This window comes from Fuscibacter oryzae (genome assembly GCF_016765795.1).
GTDB lineage: Bacteria > Pseudomonadota > Alphaproteobacteria > Rhodobacterales > Rhodobacteraceae > Fuscibacter > Fuscibacter oryzae.
This window is the reverse complement of the sequence record NZ_JAESVP010000006.1, coordinates 1-19,843: the sequence shown is the minus strand read 5'-3', so window position 1 is coordinate 19,843 and position 19,843 is coordinate 1. Positions and strand designations below refer to the sequence as shown.

The 19,843-nt window shown below is 64.5% G+C and carries 19 protein-coding genes and 1 pseudogene; 16 read left to right on the top strand and 4 right to left on the bottom strand.

Features of this window, described 5'->3' with window-relative positions; all coding sequences use genetic code 11:
• Positions 1-15: 15 nt before the first annotated feature.
• The 7 genes from JI744_RS12730 to JI744_RS12700 are packed head-to-tail and all read left to right on the top strand — an operon-like array spanning position 16 to position 6,914.
• A complete protein-coding gene (locus tag JI744_RS12730) occupies positions 16-1,065 on the top strand; it encodes a thiamine pyrophosphate-dependent dehydrogenase E1 component subunit alpha (RefSeq protein ID WP_202661517.1) in 1,050 nt (349 codons plus the stop codon).
• Positions 1,066-1,075: 10 nt separating this feature from the next.
• A complete protein-coding gene (locus tag JI744_RS12725; RefSeq protein ID WP_202661516.1) occupies positions 1,076-2,071 on the top strand; it encodes an alpha-ketoacid dehydrogenase subunit beta in 996 nt (331 codons plus the stop codon).
• Positions 2,068-3,558 carry an alpha/beta fold hydrolase gene (locus JI744_RS19335; protein WP_202661515.1) on the top strand — a complete coding sequence of 497 codons (1,491 nt, stop codon included), beginning with the start codon at positions 2,068-2,070 and terminating at the stop codon, positions 3,556-3,558. Before JI744_RS12725 ends, JI744_RS19335 begins: the two co-directional genes overlap by 4 nt.
• Entirely contained in the window at positions 3,551-3,886 is a 336-nt protein-coding gene (locus tag JI744_RS12715; protein WP_202661514.1) for a carboxymuconolactone decarboxylase family protein, read from the top strand. The genes JI744_RS19335 and JI744_RS12715 overlap by 8 nt, the downstream gene beginning before the upstream one ends.
• Before the next feature lie 24 nt (positions 3,887-3,910).
• Entirely contained in the window at positions 3,911-5,401 is a 1,491-nt protein-coding gene (locus JI744_RS12710) for an FGGY-family carbohydrate kinase (RefSeq protein ID WP_202661513.1), read from the top strand.
• The gene (locus JI744_RS12705) at positions 5,398-6,147 is read left to right on the top strand and encodes an SDR family NAD(P)-dependent oxidoreductase (protein ID WP_202661512.1); all 750 of its coding nucleotides are present in this window, start codon (positions 5,398-5,400) and stop codon (positions 6,145-6,147) included. Before JI744_RS12710 ends, JI744_RS12705 begins: the two co-directional genes overlap by 4 nt.
• Positions 6,148-6,158: 11 nt before the next feature.
• Positions 6,159-6,914: an SDR family NAD(P)-dependent oxidoreductase gene (locus tag JI744_RS12700; protein WP_202661511.1), complete on the top strand. Its 756-nt coding sequence runs from the start codon at positions 6,159-6,161 to the stop codon at positions 6,912-6,914.
• A gap of 33 nt (positions 6,915-6,947) precedes the next feature.
• Here JI744_RS12700 and JI744_RS12695 read toward each other — a convergent pair whose 3' ends face one another.
• On the bottom strand, positions 6,948-8,192 hold the full coding sequence (locus JI744_RS12695; RefSeq protein WP_202661510.1) for an L-rhamnose isomerase: 1,245 nt from the start codon (positions 8,190-8,192) through the stop codon (positions 6,948-6,950).
• 10 nt (positions 8,193-8,202) lie between these two features.
• Positions 8,203-10,305 (bottom strand): bifunctional rhamnulose-1-phosphate aldolase/short-chain dehydrogenase, encoded by a 2,103-nt coding sequence (locus JI744_RS12690; protein WP_202661509.1) that lies wholly within the window; start codon positions 10,303-10,305, stop codon positions 8,203-8,205.
• Positions 10,306-10,489: 184 nt separating this feature from the next.
• Here JI744_RS12690 and JI744_RS12685 point away from each other — a divergent pair, with 184 nt between their 5' ends.
• From JI744_RS12685 to JI744_RS12650, 8 genes are all read left to right on the top strand, one after another.
• A complete protein-coding gene (locus JI744_RS12685) occupies positions 10,490-11,299 on the top strand; it encodes a DeoR/GlpR family DNA-binding transcription regulator (protein WP_202661508.1) in 810 nt (269 codons plus the stop codon).
• A gap of 50 nt (positions 11,300-11,349) precedes the next feature.
• Complete coding sequence (gene rhaS / locus JI744_RS12680) at positions 11,350-12,342, top strand: rhamnose ABC transporter substrate-binding protein (protein WP_202661507.1); 993 nt, start codon at positions 11,350-11,352, stop codon at positions 12,340-12,342.
• 74 nt (positions 12,343-12,416) lie between these two features.
• A complete protein-coding gene (locus tag JI744_RS12675) occupies positions 12,417-13,937 on the top strand; it encodes a sugar ABC transporter ATP-binding protein (protein WP_202661506.1) in 1,521 nt (506 codons plus the stop codon).
• Position 13,938: 1 nt separating this feature from the next.
• Positions 13,939-14,916: an ABC transporter permease gene (locus JI744_RS12670; protein ID WP_202661505.1), complete on the top strand. Its 978-nt coding sequence runs from the start codon at positions 13,939-13,941 to the stop codon at positions 14,914-14,916.
• Positions 14,913-15,908, top strand: a complete 996-nt coding sequence (locus tag JI744_RS12665; RefSeq protein ID WP_202661504.1) for an ABC transporter permease — start codon at positions 14,913-14,915, stop codon at positions 15,906-15,908. Before JI744_RS12670 ends, JI744_RS12665 begins: the two co-directional genes overlap by 4 nt.
• Entirely contained in the window at positions 15,908-16,222 is a 315-nt protein-coding gene (locus JI744_RS12660; protein ID WP_202661503.1) for an L-rhamnose mutarotase, read from the top strand. Before JI744_RS12665 ends, JI744_RS12660 begins: the two co-directional genes overlap by 1 nt.
• Positions 16,219-17,571, top strand: coding sequence for an FGGY-family carbohydrate kinase (locus tag JI744_RS12655; RefSeq protein WP_202661502.1), 1,353 nt, complete (start codon positions 16,219-16,221; stop codon positions 17,569-17,571). Before JI744_RS12660 ends, JI744_RS12655 begins: the two co-directional genes overlap by 4 nt.
• Before the next feature lie 10 nt (positions 17,572-17,581).
• Positions 17,582-18,727: an alpha-hydroxy acid oxidase gene (locus JI744_RS12650; protein WP_202661501.1), complete on the top strand. Its 1,146-nt coding sequence runs from the start codon at positions 17,582-17,584 to the stop codon at positions 18,725-18,727.
• 9 nt (positions 18,728-18,736) lie between these two features.
• Here the strand turns inward: JI744_RS12650 and JI744_RS12645 are convergent, their stop codons facing one another.
• Together JI744_RS12645 and JI744_RS19330 are read right to left on the bottom strand one after the other, a co-directional pair.
• Positions 18,737-19,327, bottom strand: a complete 591-nt coding sequence (locus tag JI744_RS12645; RefSeq protein ID WP_328757294.1) for a GSU2403 family nucleotidyltransferase fold protein — start codon at positions 19,325-19,327, stop codon at positions 18,737-18,739.
• Positions 19,245-19,547, bottom strand: a complete 303-nt coding sequence (locus JI744_RS19330; RefSeq protein WP_328757293.1) for a hypothetical protein — start codon at positions 19,545-19,547, stop codon at positions 19,245-19,247. The genes JI744_RS12645 and JI744_RS19330 overlap by 83 nt, the downstream gene beginning before the upstream one ends.
• Positions 19,548-19,574: 27 nt before the next feature.
• Here JI744_RS19330 and JI744_RS19125 point away from each other — a divergent pair.
• Positions 19,575-19,843, top strand: a pseudogene (locus tag JI744_RS19125) (hypothetical protein); the annotation flags it as partial.

The following is a 19,843-nucleotide window of genomic DNA, read 5'->3' as shown; positions in this document are numbered from 1 at the left end:
AGATCGGAGACGATGATGAACCAGCCACAGGCTGTTCACCGGGCCGACGCAGCGTCCAACACCGACCTGCCGCAGCTTTACCGCATGATGCGCCGCATCCGCACCTTTGAGGAACGCGTGGGCGAGTTGTTCGTGCGCGGGCAATCCGCAGGCTCAATGTTGCACCTGTCGATTGGCGAGGAAAGTGCGGCGGCGGGCGTTTGCGCCGCGATGCGTGAGGGCGATACCTTCACCACCCATCACCGTGGCCATGGCATCTTTCTGGCGCGCGGGGCTGACCCAAACCGGATGATGGCCGAAATCGGCGGCAAAGAGGCGGGCTATTGCCACGGCAAGGGCGGCTCGATGCACATCGCCGATATGGGGCTGGGCCATCTGGGCGCCAATGCCATCGTGGGCGGCGGTATTCCGGCGGTTGTCGGGGCGGGCCTTGCGGCACGGCACAAGAAATCCGGCGCGATTTCGGCAGCGTTCTTCGGCGATGGCGCGACCGGGCAGGGTATCCTCTATGAAAGCATGAACATGGCGGCGCTTTGGCAACTGCCTTGCCTCTTCGTCTGCATCAACAACCAATACGGCATGGGGACGCGGATCGATCAGGCCACCGCCAACCCCCGCCTGCACGAACGCGCGCAGGCCTTCGGTCTGGCCGCTGAAACCGTAGATGGTCTGGATGTCGAGGCTGTGGCCGAGGCAGGCCGCCGTCTGGTCGATGGCGTGCGCGCGGGCAAGCCTGCGTTTCTGGTGGTGGATTGCTACCGCTTTTACGGCCATGCCCGCAAAGACAAATCGCCCTACCGCGATCCGGTCGAGGAAGAACAGGGCCGCAACAAGGACCCGGTGGCCTTCGCCCGCAACGCGCTGATCAGCCGCAAACTGGCCGAGGAAAGCGCGCTGGATGCTTTGGACGCCGAAGTGGCCGCCGAAATGGATGCAACCATCGACTTCACCGTGGCCCAGCACGAGCCGCCGCTGTCGTCGATGTTCCGCGATGTCTACGCGCCCACGGAACCTGAACCCGAGCCGGTGCGCAGCCGCATCGATCGGATTCTGGCGCGCGCATAAGGGGATAGGGATGGCACTTCAGGAACTGACTTACCGCGACGCTTTGCGCAAGGCGCTGGCCGATGCGATGACCGAAAACCCCGATGTGGTGATCATCGGCGAAGAGGTCGGTCGTTACGGCGGCGCCTATGCCGTGACCAAGGATTTGATCAAGGAATTTGGTGGCGAACGGGTGATCGACACGCCGATTTCCGAACCCGCCATCGTCGGGGCGGCAGTGGGGGCGGCCCTCGCAGGGCTGCGCCCGGTGGCCGAGCTGATGTATGTCGATTTCATCGGCATGACGATGGATCAGCTGGCCAATCAGGCCGCCAAGATCCGCTATATGTTCGGCGGCCAGATCGGCGTGCCGATGGTCCTGCGCACCCAGGGCGGCACCGGGCGTTCCGCTGGCGCGCAGCACAGCCAAAGCCTTGAGGCCTATGTGATGCACACCCCCGGCCTGCGGCTGGCGATGCCCGCGACGGTGGCCGACGCCTATCACCTGCTGCGCCAAGCTCTGACCAAGCCCGATCCGGTCGTGTTCATCGAGCATAAGGCTTTGTATACGCTGAAAGAAACCGTCGATCTGGACGCGCCCGTGCCGGATTGGGGCAAGGTGGCGATCCGCCGTCAAGGCCGCGATCTGGTGATCGTCACCTATTCCCGTCAGGTGCATTACGCGATGGAGGCCGCGAAAAAGCTGGCCGCCCAAGGCATCGAGGCGACGGTGATCGACCTGCGCACGCTGAATCCCTTGGACTTCGATACGATCCGCGCCGAAGTCGAAAAGACCGGCCGCGCGATGGTGGTCTCGGAAGGTGTCATGACGGCGGGCGTCGCAGCGGAGCTGTCGGCGCGGATTTCCGAGGAATGTTTCGACTTCCTCGAAGACCCGGTGATCCGTGTGGCGGGCGAGGATATTCCGATCTCGGTTTCCACGGTTCTGGAAACCGGCTCGGTTCCCGGCCCGCAACTGATTGTCGATACCGCGCTGAAACTTCTGACCGGGCGGGTGGCGGCATGACAGCGCAAACCCTCACCATGCCCCGGCTTGGCGAGACGATGGAGGAAGGCACTGTCGTCGGCTGGCTGGTGGAGCCGGGCAAGCCCTTCAAACGCGGCGATCCAATACTGGAGCTGGAAACCGACAAGACGGTGGTGGAATTTCCCGCCCTTGGCGACGGCGTTCTGGATGCTGTTCTGGTCGGCCCCGGCGATGTGGTTCCCGTGGGCGCGCCGATTGCCAGTGCCACCGTGACCAACGCCGCCGACTGGTCGGATGGCGAAGAGCCTGCGGCCCCGCCGGTTTCTGGCACCAACATCTTGTCGATGCCCCGTTTGGGGGAAACGATGGAAGAAGGTGTCATCGTGCAATGGCTGGTGGCGGAAGGTGCCGCCTATGGTCGGGGCGATGCCATTCTGGAGATTGAAACCGATAAGACCGTGGCCGAGGTTCCGGCGCTGTATGAGGGCCGTTTGATCCGCATTCTGGCCCAGCCGGGCGAACGGATCACCGTTGGCCACCCGATTGCCGAGGTGGAGGGGCAGGTGGAGGCGGTTGAGGCTCCGCCCGCCGCTGTCGCCACCGCGCCTGCGGTTGCTGCGGTGGTGCCTGCCGCGCATGTGCCCAAGACTGATGGCCGCCTGCGTGCCACCCCCCTGGCCCGCCGGATCGCGCGGCAAAAGGGTGTGGCGCTGGAAACGCTGCAAGGCACCGGGCGGCGCGGGCGGATTGAGCGCGCCGATGTGGAGCGCGCGGGCAGCCCGGCCCCCGGAGTGGAGGTTGAGGGCACCGGCGGGCGGCTGCATCTGCTGATCCACGGCTTTGCGGGCGACCGCACGGCTTGGGCGGTTACGGCGGCGGCGCTGCGCCGGGCCGGGCACCGCACGGCGGTGTTTGACCTGCCGGGGCATGGCGGCAATGATGCCCCTGCGCCCGATCTGGCCGCGCTGACCGAGGCGGCGATGGCCGTGGCAACCGGCCTGCCCGGCCCGCTGGTGCTGGTCGGCCATTCGATGGGCGCTGCGGTGGCCGTGGCGCTGGCGGCGCGGCTGGGGGCCAAGGTGTCCGGCCTTGTGCTGCTGACCCCTGCCGGTTGTGGCCCGCAGATCGGCGCGGAATTCGTGTATGGCATGGCGGGTGCTACCACGGCGGGCGAAGTCGGGCATCTGCTGCGCCTTTTGGGGCCAAAGGGCGGGGCTTTGTCCGACACCGTGCTTGCCCAGATGGCGGCGCAGATGGCGCGGGGGCGGCTGAAACCGCTGGCCGGTGCGCTGGCCTCGCCCGAGGGGCGGCAACGGGTGGATCTGATCCGCAGTCTGGAAACCCTGCCCGAAGCCCTGCCGATCCGGGCGCTGTTCGGCACCGGCGACCGGGTTGTCAGCCCGACCGACGCGCTGAACCTGCCGCCGCGCGTGGCGGTGCATTTCCTGCCCACCGGCCATATGCCGCAATGGGATGCCCCGCGTGAGGTGGTCGAGCTGATCCTGAAAGGACCCCGTGATGAGTGACGCGAAATCCGGCCTTTCGGCTGCGAAAACCCGGTTGGGGGCCTTTGCCAAATCCGCGCCCGGTCTGATGCAATCCTTTGCCGGGATCTGCAAAACCGCCACCACGGCGGGGCAGTTTTCGGCGGCGCAAAAAGAACTGATGGCGGTTGCCATCGCGGTTGCCAAGGGCTGCGAGGATTGCATCCTTTACCACCTTGACGGCGCGCGCAAACACGGGGCCGATGAGGTCGCGCTGATCGAGGCGCTGGAGGTGGCCGTGGAAATGGGCGGTGGCCCGGCGGTGATGTATGGGGCCAAGGCGCTGGACGCCTGGCGCAACCTTGGCTGACAGCCGGGGCGAGGGAGGGGAAGTATGGCCTATTATCTGACCGCCGATGGCGGCACCGAAAGTCTGCGGGCGCGCATCTACGACCTGTCGGGCACCTGCCTTGGGCAAAAGGCCGTGGCCTATGAGACGAAATTCGCCCCCGGCGCGCGGGCCGAACAGAACCCCGAGGATTGGTGGAACGCCCTTGTCGCCGCAACCGCGGGGGCCGTGGCCGAGGCGGGGGTGGATGCGGGCCAGATCGAGGCGATGTGCTTTGCCACCACCTGTTGCACCGTGGTCGCGCTGGATGAACATGGCCGCGCGCTGCGGCCCGCCCTTCTTTGGATGGACGTGCGCGCCAATGCCGAGGCCGACGCCGTTCTGGCAACCGGCGATGCCGCCCTTGCCATCAATGGCGCGGGGCAGGGGCCGGTTTCGGCGGAATGGATGATCCCCAAGGCGCTGTGGCTGAAACGGAATGAGCCCGCCACCTTCGACGCCGCCCATACGATCTGTGAGTATCAGGATTTCCTGACGCTGCGGCTGACCGGGGAACGCTGCGCGAGCTTGGATAACGCCGGTTTGCGGTGGCATTACAGCAGCCGCAACGGCGGTTGGGCGCGCGGCATTCTGCAAAAGCTGGCGCTGGAGGCGCTGGAGGCGAAATGGCCCGCCCGTGTCGTGCCGCCGGGTGAGGTGGTGGGCACGCTGACGCCGCATGCCGCCCATGCGCTGGGGCTAAGGCAAAGCGTCAAGGTGGTGCAGGGCGGGGCCGATGCGCTGATCGGCATGATCGGCCTTGGCGTGGCGCAGCCGGGGCAACTGGCGCTGATCACCGGGTCATCGCATCTGCAATTCGGCGTGACCGAGGCGCCTTTGCACGCCCCCGGCGTCTGGGGCGCTTACCCCGATATCGTCTATCCCGGCCGTTGGATCGTCGAAGGCGGCCAGACCTCTACCGGCTCAATCATCAACTGGCTGCGGCGGTTGACGGGCGGCACGCTGGATCTGGCCGAGATGAACCGGCTGGCCGAGGCGCTGGAGCCGGGCTGCGACGGGTTGATCGTGCAGGATCATTTTCAAGGGAACCGCACGCCCTATACCGACCCGCTCAGCCGGGGCGCGATTGTGGGCCTGACCTTGGCGCATGAGCCGCAGCACATTTTCCGCGCCATCATGGAAGGCATCGGGTTCGGCACCCGCGCCATTCTGGATGCGTTCCGGGCTGGCGGGTATAATTCGACCGAGATCACGGTGGGCGGCGGGGCCACGGCGTCACGCCTGTGGATGCAGATCCATGCCGACACGGCGGGCCTGCCGGTGCGCATCCCCGCCAGTGCGGATGCGCCTTCCACCGGCTCTGCCGTGCTGGCGGCGCATGGCGCGGGGCGGTTTGCCACGATTGACGATGGCATAGCAGCCATGGTCCGCCCCGGCACCAGCATTGACCCGCGCCCGCGCGAGGTGGCGCTGTATGAGGATATTTATCAACGCTACAAGGCGCTTTACCCGGCGCTGAAAGGGGCGCTGGCATGATTGCGGAATTTGATCTGACCGGGCGGCTGGCGGTTGTCACCGGCGGGGCCGCAGGCATTGGCCGCGCGATTGCCGAGGTGCTGGCCGAAGCGGGCGCGCGGGTTGTGGTGGCCGACCGTGACTTTGCGGCGGCAAAAGCAACGGCCAGCGCGCTGAAAGGTCATGCGCTGGCGCTGGATGTGACCGATGCCGAAGGCTGCGAGACGGCGGCGACCAAACTGGCCGCCGGCCACGGCCCGGCGGCGATTCTGGTGAACAACGCGGGCATCGTACAGAATGCGCCGTCGCTGGATGTGGCGCTGGCCGATTGGCGGCGGGTGATCGATGTGAACCTGCATGGCGTGTTTCATACCGCGCGGGCCTTTGGCCGCCACATGGTCGCGGCGGGCACGGGCAGCGTGGTGAACATAAGTTCGATCTGTGGCGAGGTGACGGTGCATCCGCAACCGCAGGCCGCCTATAACGCGGCCAAGGCGGGGGTGAACCTGCTGACCAAATCGCTGGCGGTGGAATGGGCGGGCCGCGTGCGGGTGAACGCCATTGCGCCGGGTTATACCGCGACCGAACTGACGCTGCTGGGCCGGTCAAAGCCGGAATGGTTCAACACATGGCTGGCGGGCATTCCGATGGGGCGGCTGGCCAACCCGCGCGAAATCGCGCTGGCGGTGGCGTTTCTGGCGTCGGACGCGGCCAGCTACATCACCGGCACGGTGCTGACGGTCGATGGCGGATATACGGCAATCTGACGGAGGACAGGATGAGCGGAAACGAACGTGTCGCGCTGGTGACGGGTGCAAGCCGGGGCATCGGCAAGGCGATTGCGCTGGGGTTGGCAGAGCGCGGCTTTGATCTGGTGCTGAATGACATTGCAGTGCAAGGCGCCACGCTGGAGGACACGGCGGTCGAGGCGCGGGCCTATGGCGGACGGGTCATCGCGCTCTATGCCGATGTGTCGAACAAGGCGCAGGTGCAGGCCATGGTGGCCGAGGCCGTGGCGCAGATGGGCACCCTTCATGCGGTGGTGAACAACGCGGGCATCCTGCGCGCGTCGGATGTGGAACATTGCCCCGAAGACTATTGGGACAGCGTGATGGACATCAACGCCAAGGGCACCTTCCTTGTCGTGCAGGCGGTGCTGCCGGTGATGAAGGCGCAAGGGTATGGCCGCATCTGCAACATCTCATCCATTGGCGGCAAGCATGGCGCGCCGGAACAGGCGCATTATTCGGCGTCGAAAGCTGCCGTCATGGGCTTTACCCGCGTGCTGGCGCAAGAGGTTGGCCCCTTTGGCATTACCGCCAATTGCATCTGTCCCGGTATCATCCTGACCGATATGGGCCGGGTCAATCTGGATGATCCCACAATCAGCAATGCGTGGAAGGCGAAAACCGCCATGGCACGCATCGGCGACCCCGCGGATGTGGCGGGGCCGGTGGCGTTTTTCTGTTCCGACGACAGCGCCTTTGTCACCGGCCAGACGCTGAACGTCGATGGCGGGATTGTGCTAAGCTGACGCCAGCCCGATCCCAGCCAGACCCGCCGCCCATCAGCGGCGGGCAGAAACCTTGGTCTGATACCCTTCCAGCGTGGTCAGCAACGGCTGGCCCACCGGCACATCGGCGCGGGCGCAGAACTCGTTCCAGACGGCGGCAAAGGGCAGGTCTTTCAGCTCTTCTGTCGCCACCAGTCGCGCCGTGAAATCCAGCCGCGCCTCGGCGTCCTTCAACCGCGCTTGCGGCAGCAGCAGGGCGCGCAACAGCGCCTTTTGCATGTTGCGCACACCCATCACCCAGGCGGCAGTGCGGCTGATCGTGGCATCAAAGAAATCCAGCCCGATGGAGGTTTTGGCCAAGAGGTCGGCAAAGACCAGCTCTTGCGCCATCGCCAGAAGATCGTCGTTCAACAACACAACATGATCGCTGTCCCACCGCATCGGGCGGCTGACGTGCAGCAAAAGGTGATCCACCGACAGCGCCACCGCGCTCAGTTTATCGGCCACGCTTTCGGTGGGGTGGAAATGCCCCATGTCCAGACACAGCGCCGTGCCCTTGCGGATGGCATAGCCCAGATAGAATTCGTGGCTGCCAACGGTCATCGCCTCGACCCCGATGCCGAACAGCTTGGATTCCACAGCATCGATCAACTGGGTCTTGGGCAGGGGTGTGGCGAACATCGCATCCAGCGACCCCTCCAACCGCCGCCGGGCCGCCATACGGTCTACCGGAATATCCTTGGACCCGTCGGGCACCCAGATGTTGTTGACGGCGGGGCTGCCCAGTTCGGCCCCCATCCGGGCGGCAATTTCACGGCAGCGGCGACCGTGTTCGATCCAGAAGTCGCGGATGCCCTGATCGGGGTGCGACAGGGTCAGGTTGTCGTCGGCCTTGGCATGGGCAAAGAAGGTCGGGTTGAAATCCAGCCCCAGTCCGCTTTCCTTGGCCCAATCGACCCAAGGTGCGAAATGGCGGTATTCAATCGCGTCGCGGTCGGGGGCTTCGTCGGTGTCCAGATAGAAGGCATGCAGGTTTAGCCGGTGCTTGCCCGGTATCTGCGAAAAGGCAAAGTCCAGATCGGCGCGCAATTCGTCCGGGGTGCGGGCACGGCCGGGGTGGTTGCCAGTAGCCTGAATGCCGCCGCCAGAAGTGCCGGATTTCTTTTCGAACCCGCCGACATCATCGCCTTGCCAGCAATGAACCGAGATCGGAATGCTTGCCAAAGCCGCCAAAGCGGTTTCGGTCTCCACCCCCCAATCGGCAAAGGCGGCGCGGGCCAGATCGTAAGACTGTGACATGCCCGCCCCCTTAGCGCGTAAAGGCCTGAACATTGCCGGCATCGACGTTGAGGATATTCCCCGTCGATTTCGCCGAAAGATCAGAGGCGAAGAAATACGCCCCCTCGGCAATGTCTTCGGGCAGGACCGCGCGTTTCAGCATGGACCGCTGGCGATACATTTCCTCCAGCCCCTCTTTATCCTTGCCATAGGTGGCGGCCCGTTGGTCCAGCCATTCGCCCGACCAGATTTTCGACCCGCGCAGCACGGCATCGGGGTTGACCACGTTCACGCGGATGCCCGCCTCTGCCCCTTCCAGCGCAAGGCAGCGCGCAAGGTGAATTTCGGCGGCCTTGGCGGTGCAATAGGCGCTGGCGTTGGGGCTGGCGGCCAGCCCGTTTTTCGAGGCGATGAAGATCACCGAGGCACCGATACCTTGGGCGCGGAAACACTTGAACGCCTCGCGGCTGACCAGGAAATAGCCGGTGGACAGGATGTCCATGTTCTTGTTCCACAAGGCCAGGCTGGTTTCCTCGACCGGCGCAGAGCTGGCGATGCCGGCGTTCGACACCAGAATGTCGATGCCGCCGAATTCCACCGCGGTTTCGCCATAGGCGCCGATCACCTGGCCTTCGTCCGTGACGTTCATCTGCACGGCGCGAACCGCGTCCTTGCCGAACACCTTGGCCATTCCGGCCGCGACATCGGTCACAGCCTTGGCGTCGATATCGGCCAGCACGACGCAGGCGCCCTCTTTCAACAGCCGTTCCGCCGTGGCCGACCCGATGCCGCCCGCGCCGCCGGTAACCAGTGCGATCCGGCCCGCCAGCGCCTTGGGCTTGGGCATGCGCTGCAGCTTGGCCTCCTCCAGCAACCAGTATTCGATGTCGAAGGCCTCTTGTTCCGGCAGGCCCTGATAGGTGGAAACCGCCGAGGCACCGCGCATCACGTTGATCGCATTCACATAGAACTCGCCCGAAATGCGGGCGGTGGCCTTGTCCAGCGCAAAGGTGATCATGCCGACGCCGGGCACCAGCCAGACAACCGCATTCGGGTCGCGCAGGGCGGGCGAGTCGGGGTGTTTGCAGCGGTCGTAATAGGCGGCGTAGTCGGCGCGATAATCTTCTGCCGCCTTGGCTAGCCCGGCGATGGTTGCGTCCAGATCCGGGTTCGCCGGGTTGAAATCAACGACCAGCGGGCGGATCTTGGTGCGCAGGAAATGGTCTGGGCAAGAGGTGCCCATCGGCGCCAGCGTGTCCAGCATGGCCGAACCGACGAATTCCAGCACCGCCGGTTGATCGTCGAAATGGCCAACCTTGTGGCGGTCTTTCGAGATCAGGCCGCGAATCACCGGCATCAGCCGGGCCGCGATGGCACGGCGATCGTTGGCCGGCAGGGTGGGGCGCTTTTCGCCGCCAAACGCGGGCTTGCCCGCCGTTTTGGCCTCCAACCAGCCGGCGGCCTTGTTGATGATCTCCAGCGTGGTCAGATAGCAGCCCTTGGCATCATCGGCCCAGGTGAACAGCCCGTGGCTTTCCAGCACGCAGCCGCGCGCCTGCGGGTTTTCGGTGGCGAATTTCTCCAGCCACAGGCCCAGCTCATACCCCGGTTTCTTCCACGGCAGCCAGCCGATCTCATCGCCGAAAATCTCGGCGGTCAGCTCTTTGGAGTTGACCGAAGCGGCGATGGCGATGATCGAATCTGAATGGACGTGATCGACATGGGTGCGCGGCACATAGGCGTGCAGCGGCGTGTCGATGCTGGCGGCGCGGGGGTTCAGGTTGAAGGTGCAATGCGGCAGGTAACCGACCATCTCATCTTCATGGGCAAGGCCGCGATACATGCCCTTCAGGGCGCGCAGCTTGTCCATGTAGAGCGTGGAAAACCCGTCCATCTTCATCGAGCCGATGTCACCGCCCGACCCCTTTACCCACAGAACTTCGGCCATCTGGCCGGTCAGCGGATCTTTTTCCATGACCTTGGCGCTGGTATTGCCGCCGCCATAATTGGTCACCCGCATGTCCGACCCCAGCAGGTTCGAACGGTAAAGCAGCTTTTCCGGCTCACTCATCGACGCGGCTTTGGCGTCATCCCACAGGTTTTCAAGCCGGTTGGCCGCGGCGGTTTGGGTCATCCTGTCCTCCATCTGCGCAGGGCGAGTGCTGCGCCTCCTTGCGCAGAACATGCCAGCCTGCGACCGAATGTCAATCAATTTCGATCATATGCAATCATAATACAGGTGCAGAATGACTTTCTGCGATTGAAAATGATTGACAATGATCGAATCTCTGCCCAGTCTTCGCATCAGGGAGGAACCGATGCACGAAAGTGAACGCCACAGGATCATTCTGTCCGCCGTGCAGGAACGGCCCGTCGTGACGGTGCCCGATCTTTGCCAGCTGACCGGCGCGTCCGAGGCGACGATCCGCCGCGACATCGCCCAGCTTCACATGCAAAAGAAACTGCGCCGGGTGCGCGGCGGGGCAGAGGCCATCGCGCCGCCCAGCTTTGTCGGCATCAACGCGCGGCCCTTTGCGCTGCAGGAAGGCATTCACGCCGCGGAAAAGCGGGCCATCGCCAAGGCGGCGGTGGATCTGTGCGATGACGGCGATGCCATCATCGTCAACGGCGGCACCACCACGTTCCAGATGGTCCATCCGCTGACCGCCAAACGGCTGCAGGTGTTCACCAACAGCTTTCCCATCGCCGAACATCTGCTGAAGCATTCGCGCAATACGGTGCTGTTGCCCGCAGGCGCGATCTATCGAGAGCAGAACATCATCCTGTCGCCCTTTGACGCCGATGGCAGCAGCCATTTCTATGCGCGCCGCATGTTCATGGGGTGCCGGGGCATCGGCCCGCTGGGCCTGATGGAGGGCGATCCGCTGCTGGTGCAGGCCGAGCAGAAGCTGATCGGGCAGGCCGATGAGCTGGTGGTTCTGGCCGACAGTTCCAAATTCGGCCAGCGGTCCAGCCTGCTGCTGTGCCCGCTGGCGCGCATTCACACCGTCATCACCGATGACCGCATCGACGACCGCGCCGCCGCCATGCTGGAGGCCGCCGACGTGCAACTGATCGTGGCCGAGGTTCCGGCCGCCGACCGCAAGACCCGCGCGCAGGAGGACTGACGCGGACCGAAAACCCCGGCGAGGACGGGGACACGCTCAGGGAGGAAAACATGAGCATTCTGAAGAAGGCACTGACCACGGCGGCGCTGTCTGTCGCCATGATGGCCGGAACGGCCCAGGCCGAACCGATGCGCATCGCGCTGGTGGTAAAGGCGCTGGGGATCGGGTTCTTCGAGGCCGCCAACAAGGGCGCCGAAGAAGCCGCCAAAGAGCTGGGCGATGTGGAAATCATCTACACCGGCCCGACCGACACCACCGCCGAAGGCCAGATCGAGGTGATCAACAGCCTGATCGCGCAAAAGGTCGACGCCATCGCGGTTTCGGCCAATGACACCGACGCGCTGGTGCCCACGCTGAAAAAGGCGATGGAGCGCGGCATCACGGTGATCTCATGGGATTCGGGCGTGGCCAAGGATGGCCGCCTGATGCACCTGAACCCCTCGTCCAGCGCCCTGATCGGCAACACAATCGTCAAGCTGGCCGCCGATCACCTGCCCGAAGGCGGCGATGTGGCGATCCTGTCGGCCACCACCACCTCGACCAACCAGAACACCTGGATCGAAGAGGCCAAGAAGGTGCTGCCGAACTATCCGGGCATCAATATCGTGGCGACCGTTTACGGCGACGACCTTGCCGACAAATCCTATCGCGAAACCCAAGGCTTGCTGCAAACCTATCCGAACCTGAAGGCGATCATCGCGCCGACCTCGGTGGGTATCGTGGCCGCCGCCCAAGCGGTGGAAGATGCAGGTAAGGTCGGTTCGGTCAATGTGACCGGCCTTGGGCTGCCGTCGGAAATGGCGGGCCATGTGAAATCGGGCGCGTCGCAATCCTTCGCGATCTGGAACCCGATCGATCTGGGATATTCGGCCACCATGATCGCCTATCATCTGGCCAAGGGCGACGCCAAGGCAGAGCCGGGTGCCGAAATCTCGATGGGCCGCATGGGCAACGTCAAGCTGGACGACAACAACGAAGGCGCGATGGCTGACCCCTTCACCTATGACGCGTCGAACATCGATCAGTTCTCGTCGATCTTCTGATCGAACGGGCATGATTGCGGCCCGGCCAGTGCATGGCCGGGCCACCTTTCTCCTCTCAACTCAGGTCCGATCCCATGCAGGCGCAATCCGCTTCTGGCACCGCTCCGGTGCTGTCGCTTCGCGGCATCACGAAAACCTTTCCGGGTGTGCGGGCGCTGAACGCTGTGCAGCTTGATCTTTACCCCGGTCAGGTCACCGCGCTGATCGGCGAAAACGGCGCTGGCAAATCGACCATCGTCAAGATTCTGACCGGCATCTATCAGCCCGACGAAGGCACCATTGCCGTAGATGGGCAGGAAATCCGCTTTCCCACCGCGCAAGCCGCCGGGGCTGCCGGGGTGACGGCGATCCATCAGGAAACCGTGCTGTTCGATGAGCTGACGGTGGCCGAGAACATCTTTATCGGCCATGCCCCGCGCGGGCGTTTCGGCCTGATCGACACCGCCCGCATGGTCGAGGAGGCGCGCCACCTGCTGGCCAGTATCGGCGCGGACCTTGACGCCAATATCCGCCTGCGCGATCTGGGGATCGCGGCCAAGCATCTGGTGGCCATCGCCCGCGCCCTTTCCATCGATGCGCGCGTGGTCATCATGGATGAACCCACCGCCGCTCTGTCGCACAAGGAAATCCACGAGCTTTACGATCTGGTTGAAAAGCTGAAGGCGCAGGGCAAGGCGATCCTGTTCATCAGCCACAAGTTCGATGAGATTTTCCGTATCGCCGACCGCTTTACCGTCTTTCGTGACGGCCAGTTCGTCGCCGAAGGACCGATGGGCGGCGTGCAAGAGGCCGATCTGGTGCAGATGATGGTTGGCCGCGCGGTCGATCAGATCTACCCCAAGCGGCCCGCCGAAATCGGGGCGCCCGTGCTGACGGTCGCGGGTTATTGCCACCCGACCGAGTTTGACGACATCGGCTTTACCCTGCACCGGGGCGAGATTCTGGGCTTTTACGGCCTGATCGGCGCGGGCCGGTCCGAGGTGATGCAGGCGCTGTTCGGCATCACCCGCCCCTCCAAAGGGGCCTGCAAGGTCGAGGGCGAGGTGCGGGTGATCCGGTCCACCGCCGAAGCGGTCGAGGCCGGTATCGTCTATGTGCCCGAAGACCGGGGCAGGCAAGGCGCGGTCAAGGGGCTGCCGATCTTTCAGAATGTCACCCTGCCGTCGCTGGGCCGCACCTCTCGGCACGGGTTCCTGCGGCTGGCCGAGGAATTCGCGCTGACGCGGGAATATACCCGGCGACTGGACCTGCGCGCGGCCAGTCTTGATCAGGATGTTGGCCTCTTGTCGGGCGGCAACCAGCAAAAGGTTGTCATCGCCAAATGGCTGGCGACCCGGCCGCGCGTGATCATTCTGGATGAGCCGACCAAGGGCATCGACATCGGGTCCAAGGCCGCCGTGCATGATTTTATGTCGGAACTGGCGGCGCAGGGGCTGGCTGTCATCATGGTCAGCAGCGAAATCCCCGAAGTGCTGGGCATGGCCGACCGTGTGATCGTCATGCGCGAAGGCCGCATCGCCGCCGAATTTGTGGGCGAAACCATGACGCCTGAAAACCTTGTGCGTGCCGCTGTCGGCATCGAGGAGGCCGCCTGACATGCTGTCATCCCTGCTGAAATCCCGCGAGGCGGTACTGGCCTTTGCCATTCTGGTGCTTGTGGCGCTGATCGCGCTGCGCTTTCCGGCCTTTGTGGCGCCGTCCAATCTGGCGGCGGTGTTCACCGACACCTCTCCGCTGATCATTCTGGCGCTGGGGCAAATGGCCGTCATCCTGACCAAGTGTATCGATCTGAGCGTTGCGGCCAATCTGGCACTGTGCGGCATGGTTGCGGCGATGCTGAACGGCATGGGCGTGCCGCTGCCCGCCATCCTGCTGGCGGTGATCGTGCTCGGGGCGGCCTTGGGCGCGGTGAACGGGCTGCTGGTCTGGACGCTGAATATCCCGTCTATCGTGGTCACCTTGGGCACGATGACGATCTTTCGCGGCATCATCTTTCTGCTGACCGATGGCAAATGGATCAACGCCCATCAGATGAGCGCGGGGTTCAAGGCCTTCCCGCGTGCGGCCTTTCTGGGCCTGCCTGTCATGGCGTGGATCGCACTGGCGGTGGTGGGCTGCTTTGCGCTGTTTATCGCACGCACGCCCCTTGGCCGGGCATTGTTCGCGGTGGGCGGCAACCCCCATGCGGCGGTTTACACCGGCATTCACATTGGCAAGACGCAATTCGCGGCCTTCGTCATCTCTGGCGCGCTGGCCGGGTTGACGGGGTATCTGTGGGTGGCGCGCTATGCCGTGGCCTATGTCGATATCGCGGGCGGGTTCGAGCTGGATGTGGTGGCGGCTTGCGTCATCGGCGGCATCGCGATTGCGGGGGGCGCCGGATCGGTCGCGGGGGCTGTCATGGGGGCGCTGTTTCTGGGTATCATCAAGAACGCGCTGCCCGTCGTCGGCATCTCGCCTTTCTGGCAACTGGCCATCTCCGGCTCGACCATCCTGATCGCGATTGCGGTCAATGCGCGCAGTCAGGGCAAAAAGGGCCGCATCATCCTTAAACAAGCGGAGCATCGGGCATGACCGCCGCATCCCAACCCACCCCCCGCCATATCCCTGACCGGCTGAAGTCCCGCCTCAGCCGCACGCTGAAAAGCTGGGAGGCGCTGTTGCTGGTTGTCGCGGCGGCGATTTTTGTCGCGAATGCACTGGCCTCGCCCTATTTCCTGGATCCTTGGAACCTGTCGGACGCCAGTTTCAACTTTACCGAAAAGGCGTTGATCGCCTTTGCCATGGCCATGCTGATCATCGCCGGAGAGATTGACCTGTCGGTGGCCGCGATCATCGCGCTGGCCTCGACCGTGATGGGGTCGGCGATGGTGGCGGGGGCGCCGGTCTGGGCGCTGGTGGGTTTGGGTATCGGAACCGGGCTGGCTTGCGGGGCGTTCAACGGCCTGTTGGTGGCGGGGTTCGGGCTGCCGTCGATCGTGGTCACCATCGGCACGATGAGCCTGTTTCGCGGCATCAGCTATATCGTCCTGGGCGACGGGGCCTTTACCGGCTATCCGCCCGAATTCGGCTGGTTCGGTCAGGGCTATGTCTGGTGGGTGTTCAGCTTTGAACTGGCGCTGTTTGCGGTGATGGCAGTGGTGTTCGGGGTGCTGCTGCACCGCACCAACTTTGGCCGTCTGGTCTATGTCATCGGCAACAACGCCACTGCCGCCCGCTTTTCGGGTGTGCGGGTGGACCGGGTGCGGTTCATCCTGTTCCTGCTGACCGGCGTGATGAGCGGGGTGGCCTCTGTCTGCCTGACCTCACGCCTTGGCTCCACCCGCCCCTCTATCGCCACGGGCTTTGAGCTGGAGGCAGTGACAATGGTGGTTCTGGGCGGGGTCAGCATTCTGGGCGGATCGGGGTCTATTCCGGGCGTTGTGATTGCGGCATTGGTGATGGGGCTGGTGACCTTTGGCCTTGGCCTGTTGAACGTGCCCGGCATCGTCATGTCGATCATCGTCGGCGGGCTGCTGATTGGTGTCATCGCCTTGCCGCGCCTTTGGGCCATGATGAGGAAATGATGCAGAAATACGCCTTTCGTATGCAGCTGAACCCCGGCATGGCGGATGAATACCGCCGTCGCCATGACGCGATATGGCCAGAGCTGGTTGATCTGCTGCAAGAGGCGGGGATCAGCGATTACTCGATCCATCTTGATCCCGAAACCAACGCCCTGTTCGGCGTGCTGTGGCGGCGCGACGATCACGGCATGGATGATCTGCCCGCCCATCCGGTGATGCGGCGCTGGTGGGCGCATATGGCCGATGTGATGGCCACCAACGCCGACGGCTCTCCGCTTGCGGTGCCGCTGGTGCCGATGTTCCATCTGCCATGAGGCACATCGCTGTCATCGACATTGGCAAGACCAACGCCAAGCTGGCGCTGGTCGCGGCCGATGGCTTGCGCGAAGTGGCGGTGGTCACCCGCCCCAACGCAGTCCTGCAAGGCCCCCCCTATCCCCATTTCGATCTGGAGGGGCACTGGCAGTTCTTTTTGCAGCATCTGGCCCGGTTTCATGCCCTGCATGGGGTGGATGCGATTTCGGTCACCACCCATGGCGCCTCGGCGGTGCTGCTGGACGGGGCGGGCGATCTGGCGGTGCCGATGCTGGATTATGAACACGCTGGCCCCGATACGCTGACCGCAGAATATGACGCGATCCGGCCCGAGTTTACCGCAACCGGCTCTGCCCGGCTGCCCATGGGGCTGAACTTGGGGGCGCAGCTTTACTGGCTGCTGCAAACCCAACCCGGCCTTGCCGACCGCGTGGCCCATGTGCTGACCTATCCGGGGTATTGGGGCTGGCGGCTGACCGGGCAGATGGCGTGTGACGTGTGTTCGCTGGGCTGCCATACCGATCTGTGGGAACCGCAAGAGGCGCGGTTTTCGTCGCTGGTGGACAGGCTGGGCCTGACGGGCAAGGTGGCCCCGCCCCGCCGCCCGGCAGAGGTGTTGGGCCGCTTGCGGCCAGAGGTGGCGGCGGCAACCGGCCTGCCCCCCGAAACGCCGGTGACGGTGGGCATCCATGACAGCAACGCCTCGCTTTATCCTTACGTTCTGGGCCGCGCGGCGCCCTTTTCGGTGGTGTCCACCGGAACATGGGTGGTCGCAATGGCCATGGGCGCACAGCCCCCGGCGCTTGACCCTGCGCGCGATGTGCTGGTGAACGTGAATGCCCTTGGCGCGCCCGTACCCTCGGCCCGGTTCATGGGCGGGCGAGAGTTCGACCTGATCCGCGCAGGCAGCACCGCCACCCCTACCGAGGCGGACCGCGCGGCGGTGATCAACGGCCAGATCCTGCTTTTGCCCGCCGTCGAACCCGGCTCTGGCCCGTTTCAGGGCCGCGCCGCCCGCTGGACCGCCACTCCCCCGACCGAAGGGGCGCGGCTGGTTGCCCTGTCGCACTATCTGGCCCTGATGACCAACGCCTGCCTTGACCTGATCGGCGCGCTTGGGCCAGTGATTGTCGAAGGCCCCTTTGCCCGCAACCCGGATTATCTGGCGATGCTGGCCCATCTGCGGCCAGATGGGGTAGAGGTGGCGGGCTCTGCCACCGGCACCTCTGCCGGGGCGGCGCTGCTGGCCATCGGGGCCGGTGCTGCGCCGGTTACGACGGCGGTAAGCCTGCCGGATACTGGGCCCGGCCTGTCGGCGCTGGCTGTGCGCTGGCATGATTTGCTGTAGGGAGCCTGCCATGCGCCTGAAAGATTGCCACAATTTCCACGATTTCCGCCGTCTTGCACAGCGCCGCCTGCCTTCGCCCATCTTCAACTATATCGACGGTGGCGCGGATGATGAGGTGACTTTGCGGCGCAACACCACCTCGTTTGAAACCGTGGATCTGGTGCCCAACGTCCTGCGCGGGGTGACCGATGTCGATATGTCGGTCACGGTGATGGGGCAAAAGCTGGCGCTGCCGGTCTATCTGTCGCCCACCGCGCTGCAACGCCTGTTTCACCATCAGGGCGAACGCGCCACGGCGGCAGCGGCAGCGAAATTCGGCACGATGTTCGGCGTGTCGTCGCTTGGCACGGTGTCGATGGCTGAACTGGCCGCCCGCCACAGCACGCCGCAATGCTATCAATTCTATTTCCACAAGGATCGCGGGCTGAACCGCGCCATGATGCAATCGGCCAAAGAGGCGGGCATCAAGGTGATGATGCTGACCGTTGACAGCATCACCGGCGGCAACCGCGAGCGTGACTTGCGCACCGGCTTTTCCATTCCCTTTCGTCTTACGCTGGGCGGCATGGCGCAATTCGCGCTGAAACCGATGTGGGGCATCAACTATGTCACCCATGAAAAGTTCAGCCTGCCGCAACTGGACGCCCATATCGACATGAAGGGCGACAGCCTGACCATCGGGCGCTATTTCACCGAAATGCTCGACCCGTCGATGACTTGGGACGACGTGGCGCAGATGGTGGCGGATTGGGGTGACGAGTTTTGCCTGAAAGGGGTGATAAGCCCCGAAGATGCCCGCCGCGCGGCGGAGATTGGCTGCACCGGCATCGTTCTGTCCAACCATGGCGGGCGGCAACTGGACGGCTCGCGCAGCGGTTTCGATGCGCTGGACGAGGTGGTGCAAGCGGTGGGCGACCGGCTGGATGTGATGATCGACGGCGGTATCCAGCGCGGCACCCATGTGCTCAAGGCGCTGTCGCTGGGGGCCAAGGCGGTCGGGCTGGGGCGGTTCTACCTCTATGCTCTGGCCGCCGCGGGTCAGGCCGGGATCGAACGCGCGCTGACCCAGTTGCAGGCCGAAATCCTGCGCGACATGCGCCTGATGGGCACGCGGTCGGTGGCCGATCTGGGGCGGGCAAATCTGCGGTTCAGATAGGGGCGCGGGCTAGGGCAGAAATGCCGCAAGCTCGGGCAGCTTTTCCACACTTGCCGCGATCGGGTCGCGCCATTTCGGGCCGCGGGACAGGGCATCCTGATGCGCGTCGCGCAGGTCGTCGGGGCGGTCCTGGGCCAGCGCCTCGATCAGCAGGGCGGCTTGCGCAAGGTCTTTGAGGGCCTTGATCCGGTCGCGGCCGCTGCGGCGCTCTGCCACGATCAGCTTGTGGATGGCAAAGCGTTCGGGGCGCGGGATCTGCACTAGAACGCCCGACCGATACAGCACCGCCGCCGGGATCGGGTCTGCGATCAGATAGTTCAGGTGGCGCAGCGCCTGCGCCGTCACCCCAAGGGCGGCCAAGGGGCGCAGGCCTTCTATGCCGGTCGCGCCACGCCGATCATGCCGCCGGCCCAGCTCGGCCTCATAGAGCCGAAAGGCATGGGTGCCCACGATGGTGCCGCCAAGGCGGAACACCCCCGCTGCTGCCATGGCCGCCAGAAGGCTGCCGGTGGTGGCATCAAGGCCCATGAACCGTTCGGCCCGCAGGATGCGCACAAGGCGGGCGCGGTCGCTGGCCCGCGCCTCGGATTGCGTGCGCAACTCGGCATGGCGGGCAATGCGGGCGCGCAGGTCGGGGGCTGTCTTCGCCGATACAGGTTTTGCGCACCTCTGACCCGACGCGGTAGCTGTCATACCAATAGACCCGCCCGGCACGGTCCACCCGCGTGGGCGTGCCGCGCAGATCGGCGGCGCGATCATCGATCAGCGCGCGCAACAGGTCGTGATGGGCGGCATGGGCGGTGGCCGAGTGGCGGTCCATGTTTAACAAAACGCAAGAGTGTTGAACATGGATTGCACCATGCAAAAGCCTGCGCTGGGTGGCAGAATGCCCCCGCAATGCCAAACCAATACTTTTCAATGCAACCCATTTCTTCCTAATCAGCGCGCCGGGCTGGGGATATCAACTTCCCTACATCGTTATCTCTTGGGGGCTGCGCGCATGAAGGTCTTGGTGCCTGTGAAGCGAGTGATTGACTACAACGTTAAGGTTCGCGTGAAGGCGGACGGGAGCGGGGTTGATCTTGCGAACGTGAAGATGTCGATGAACCCGTTTGA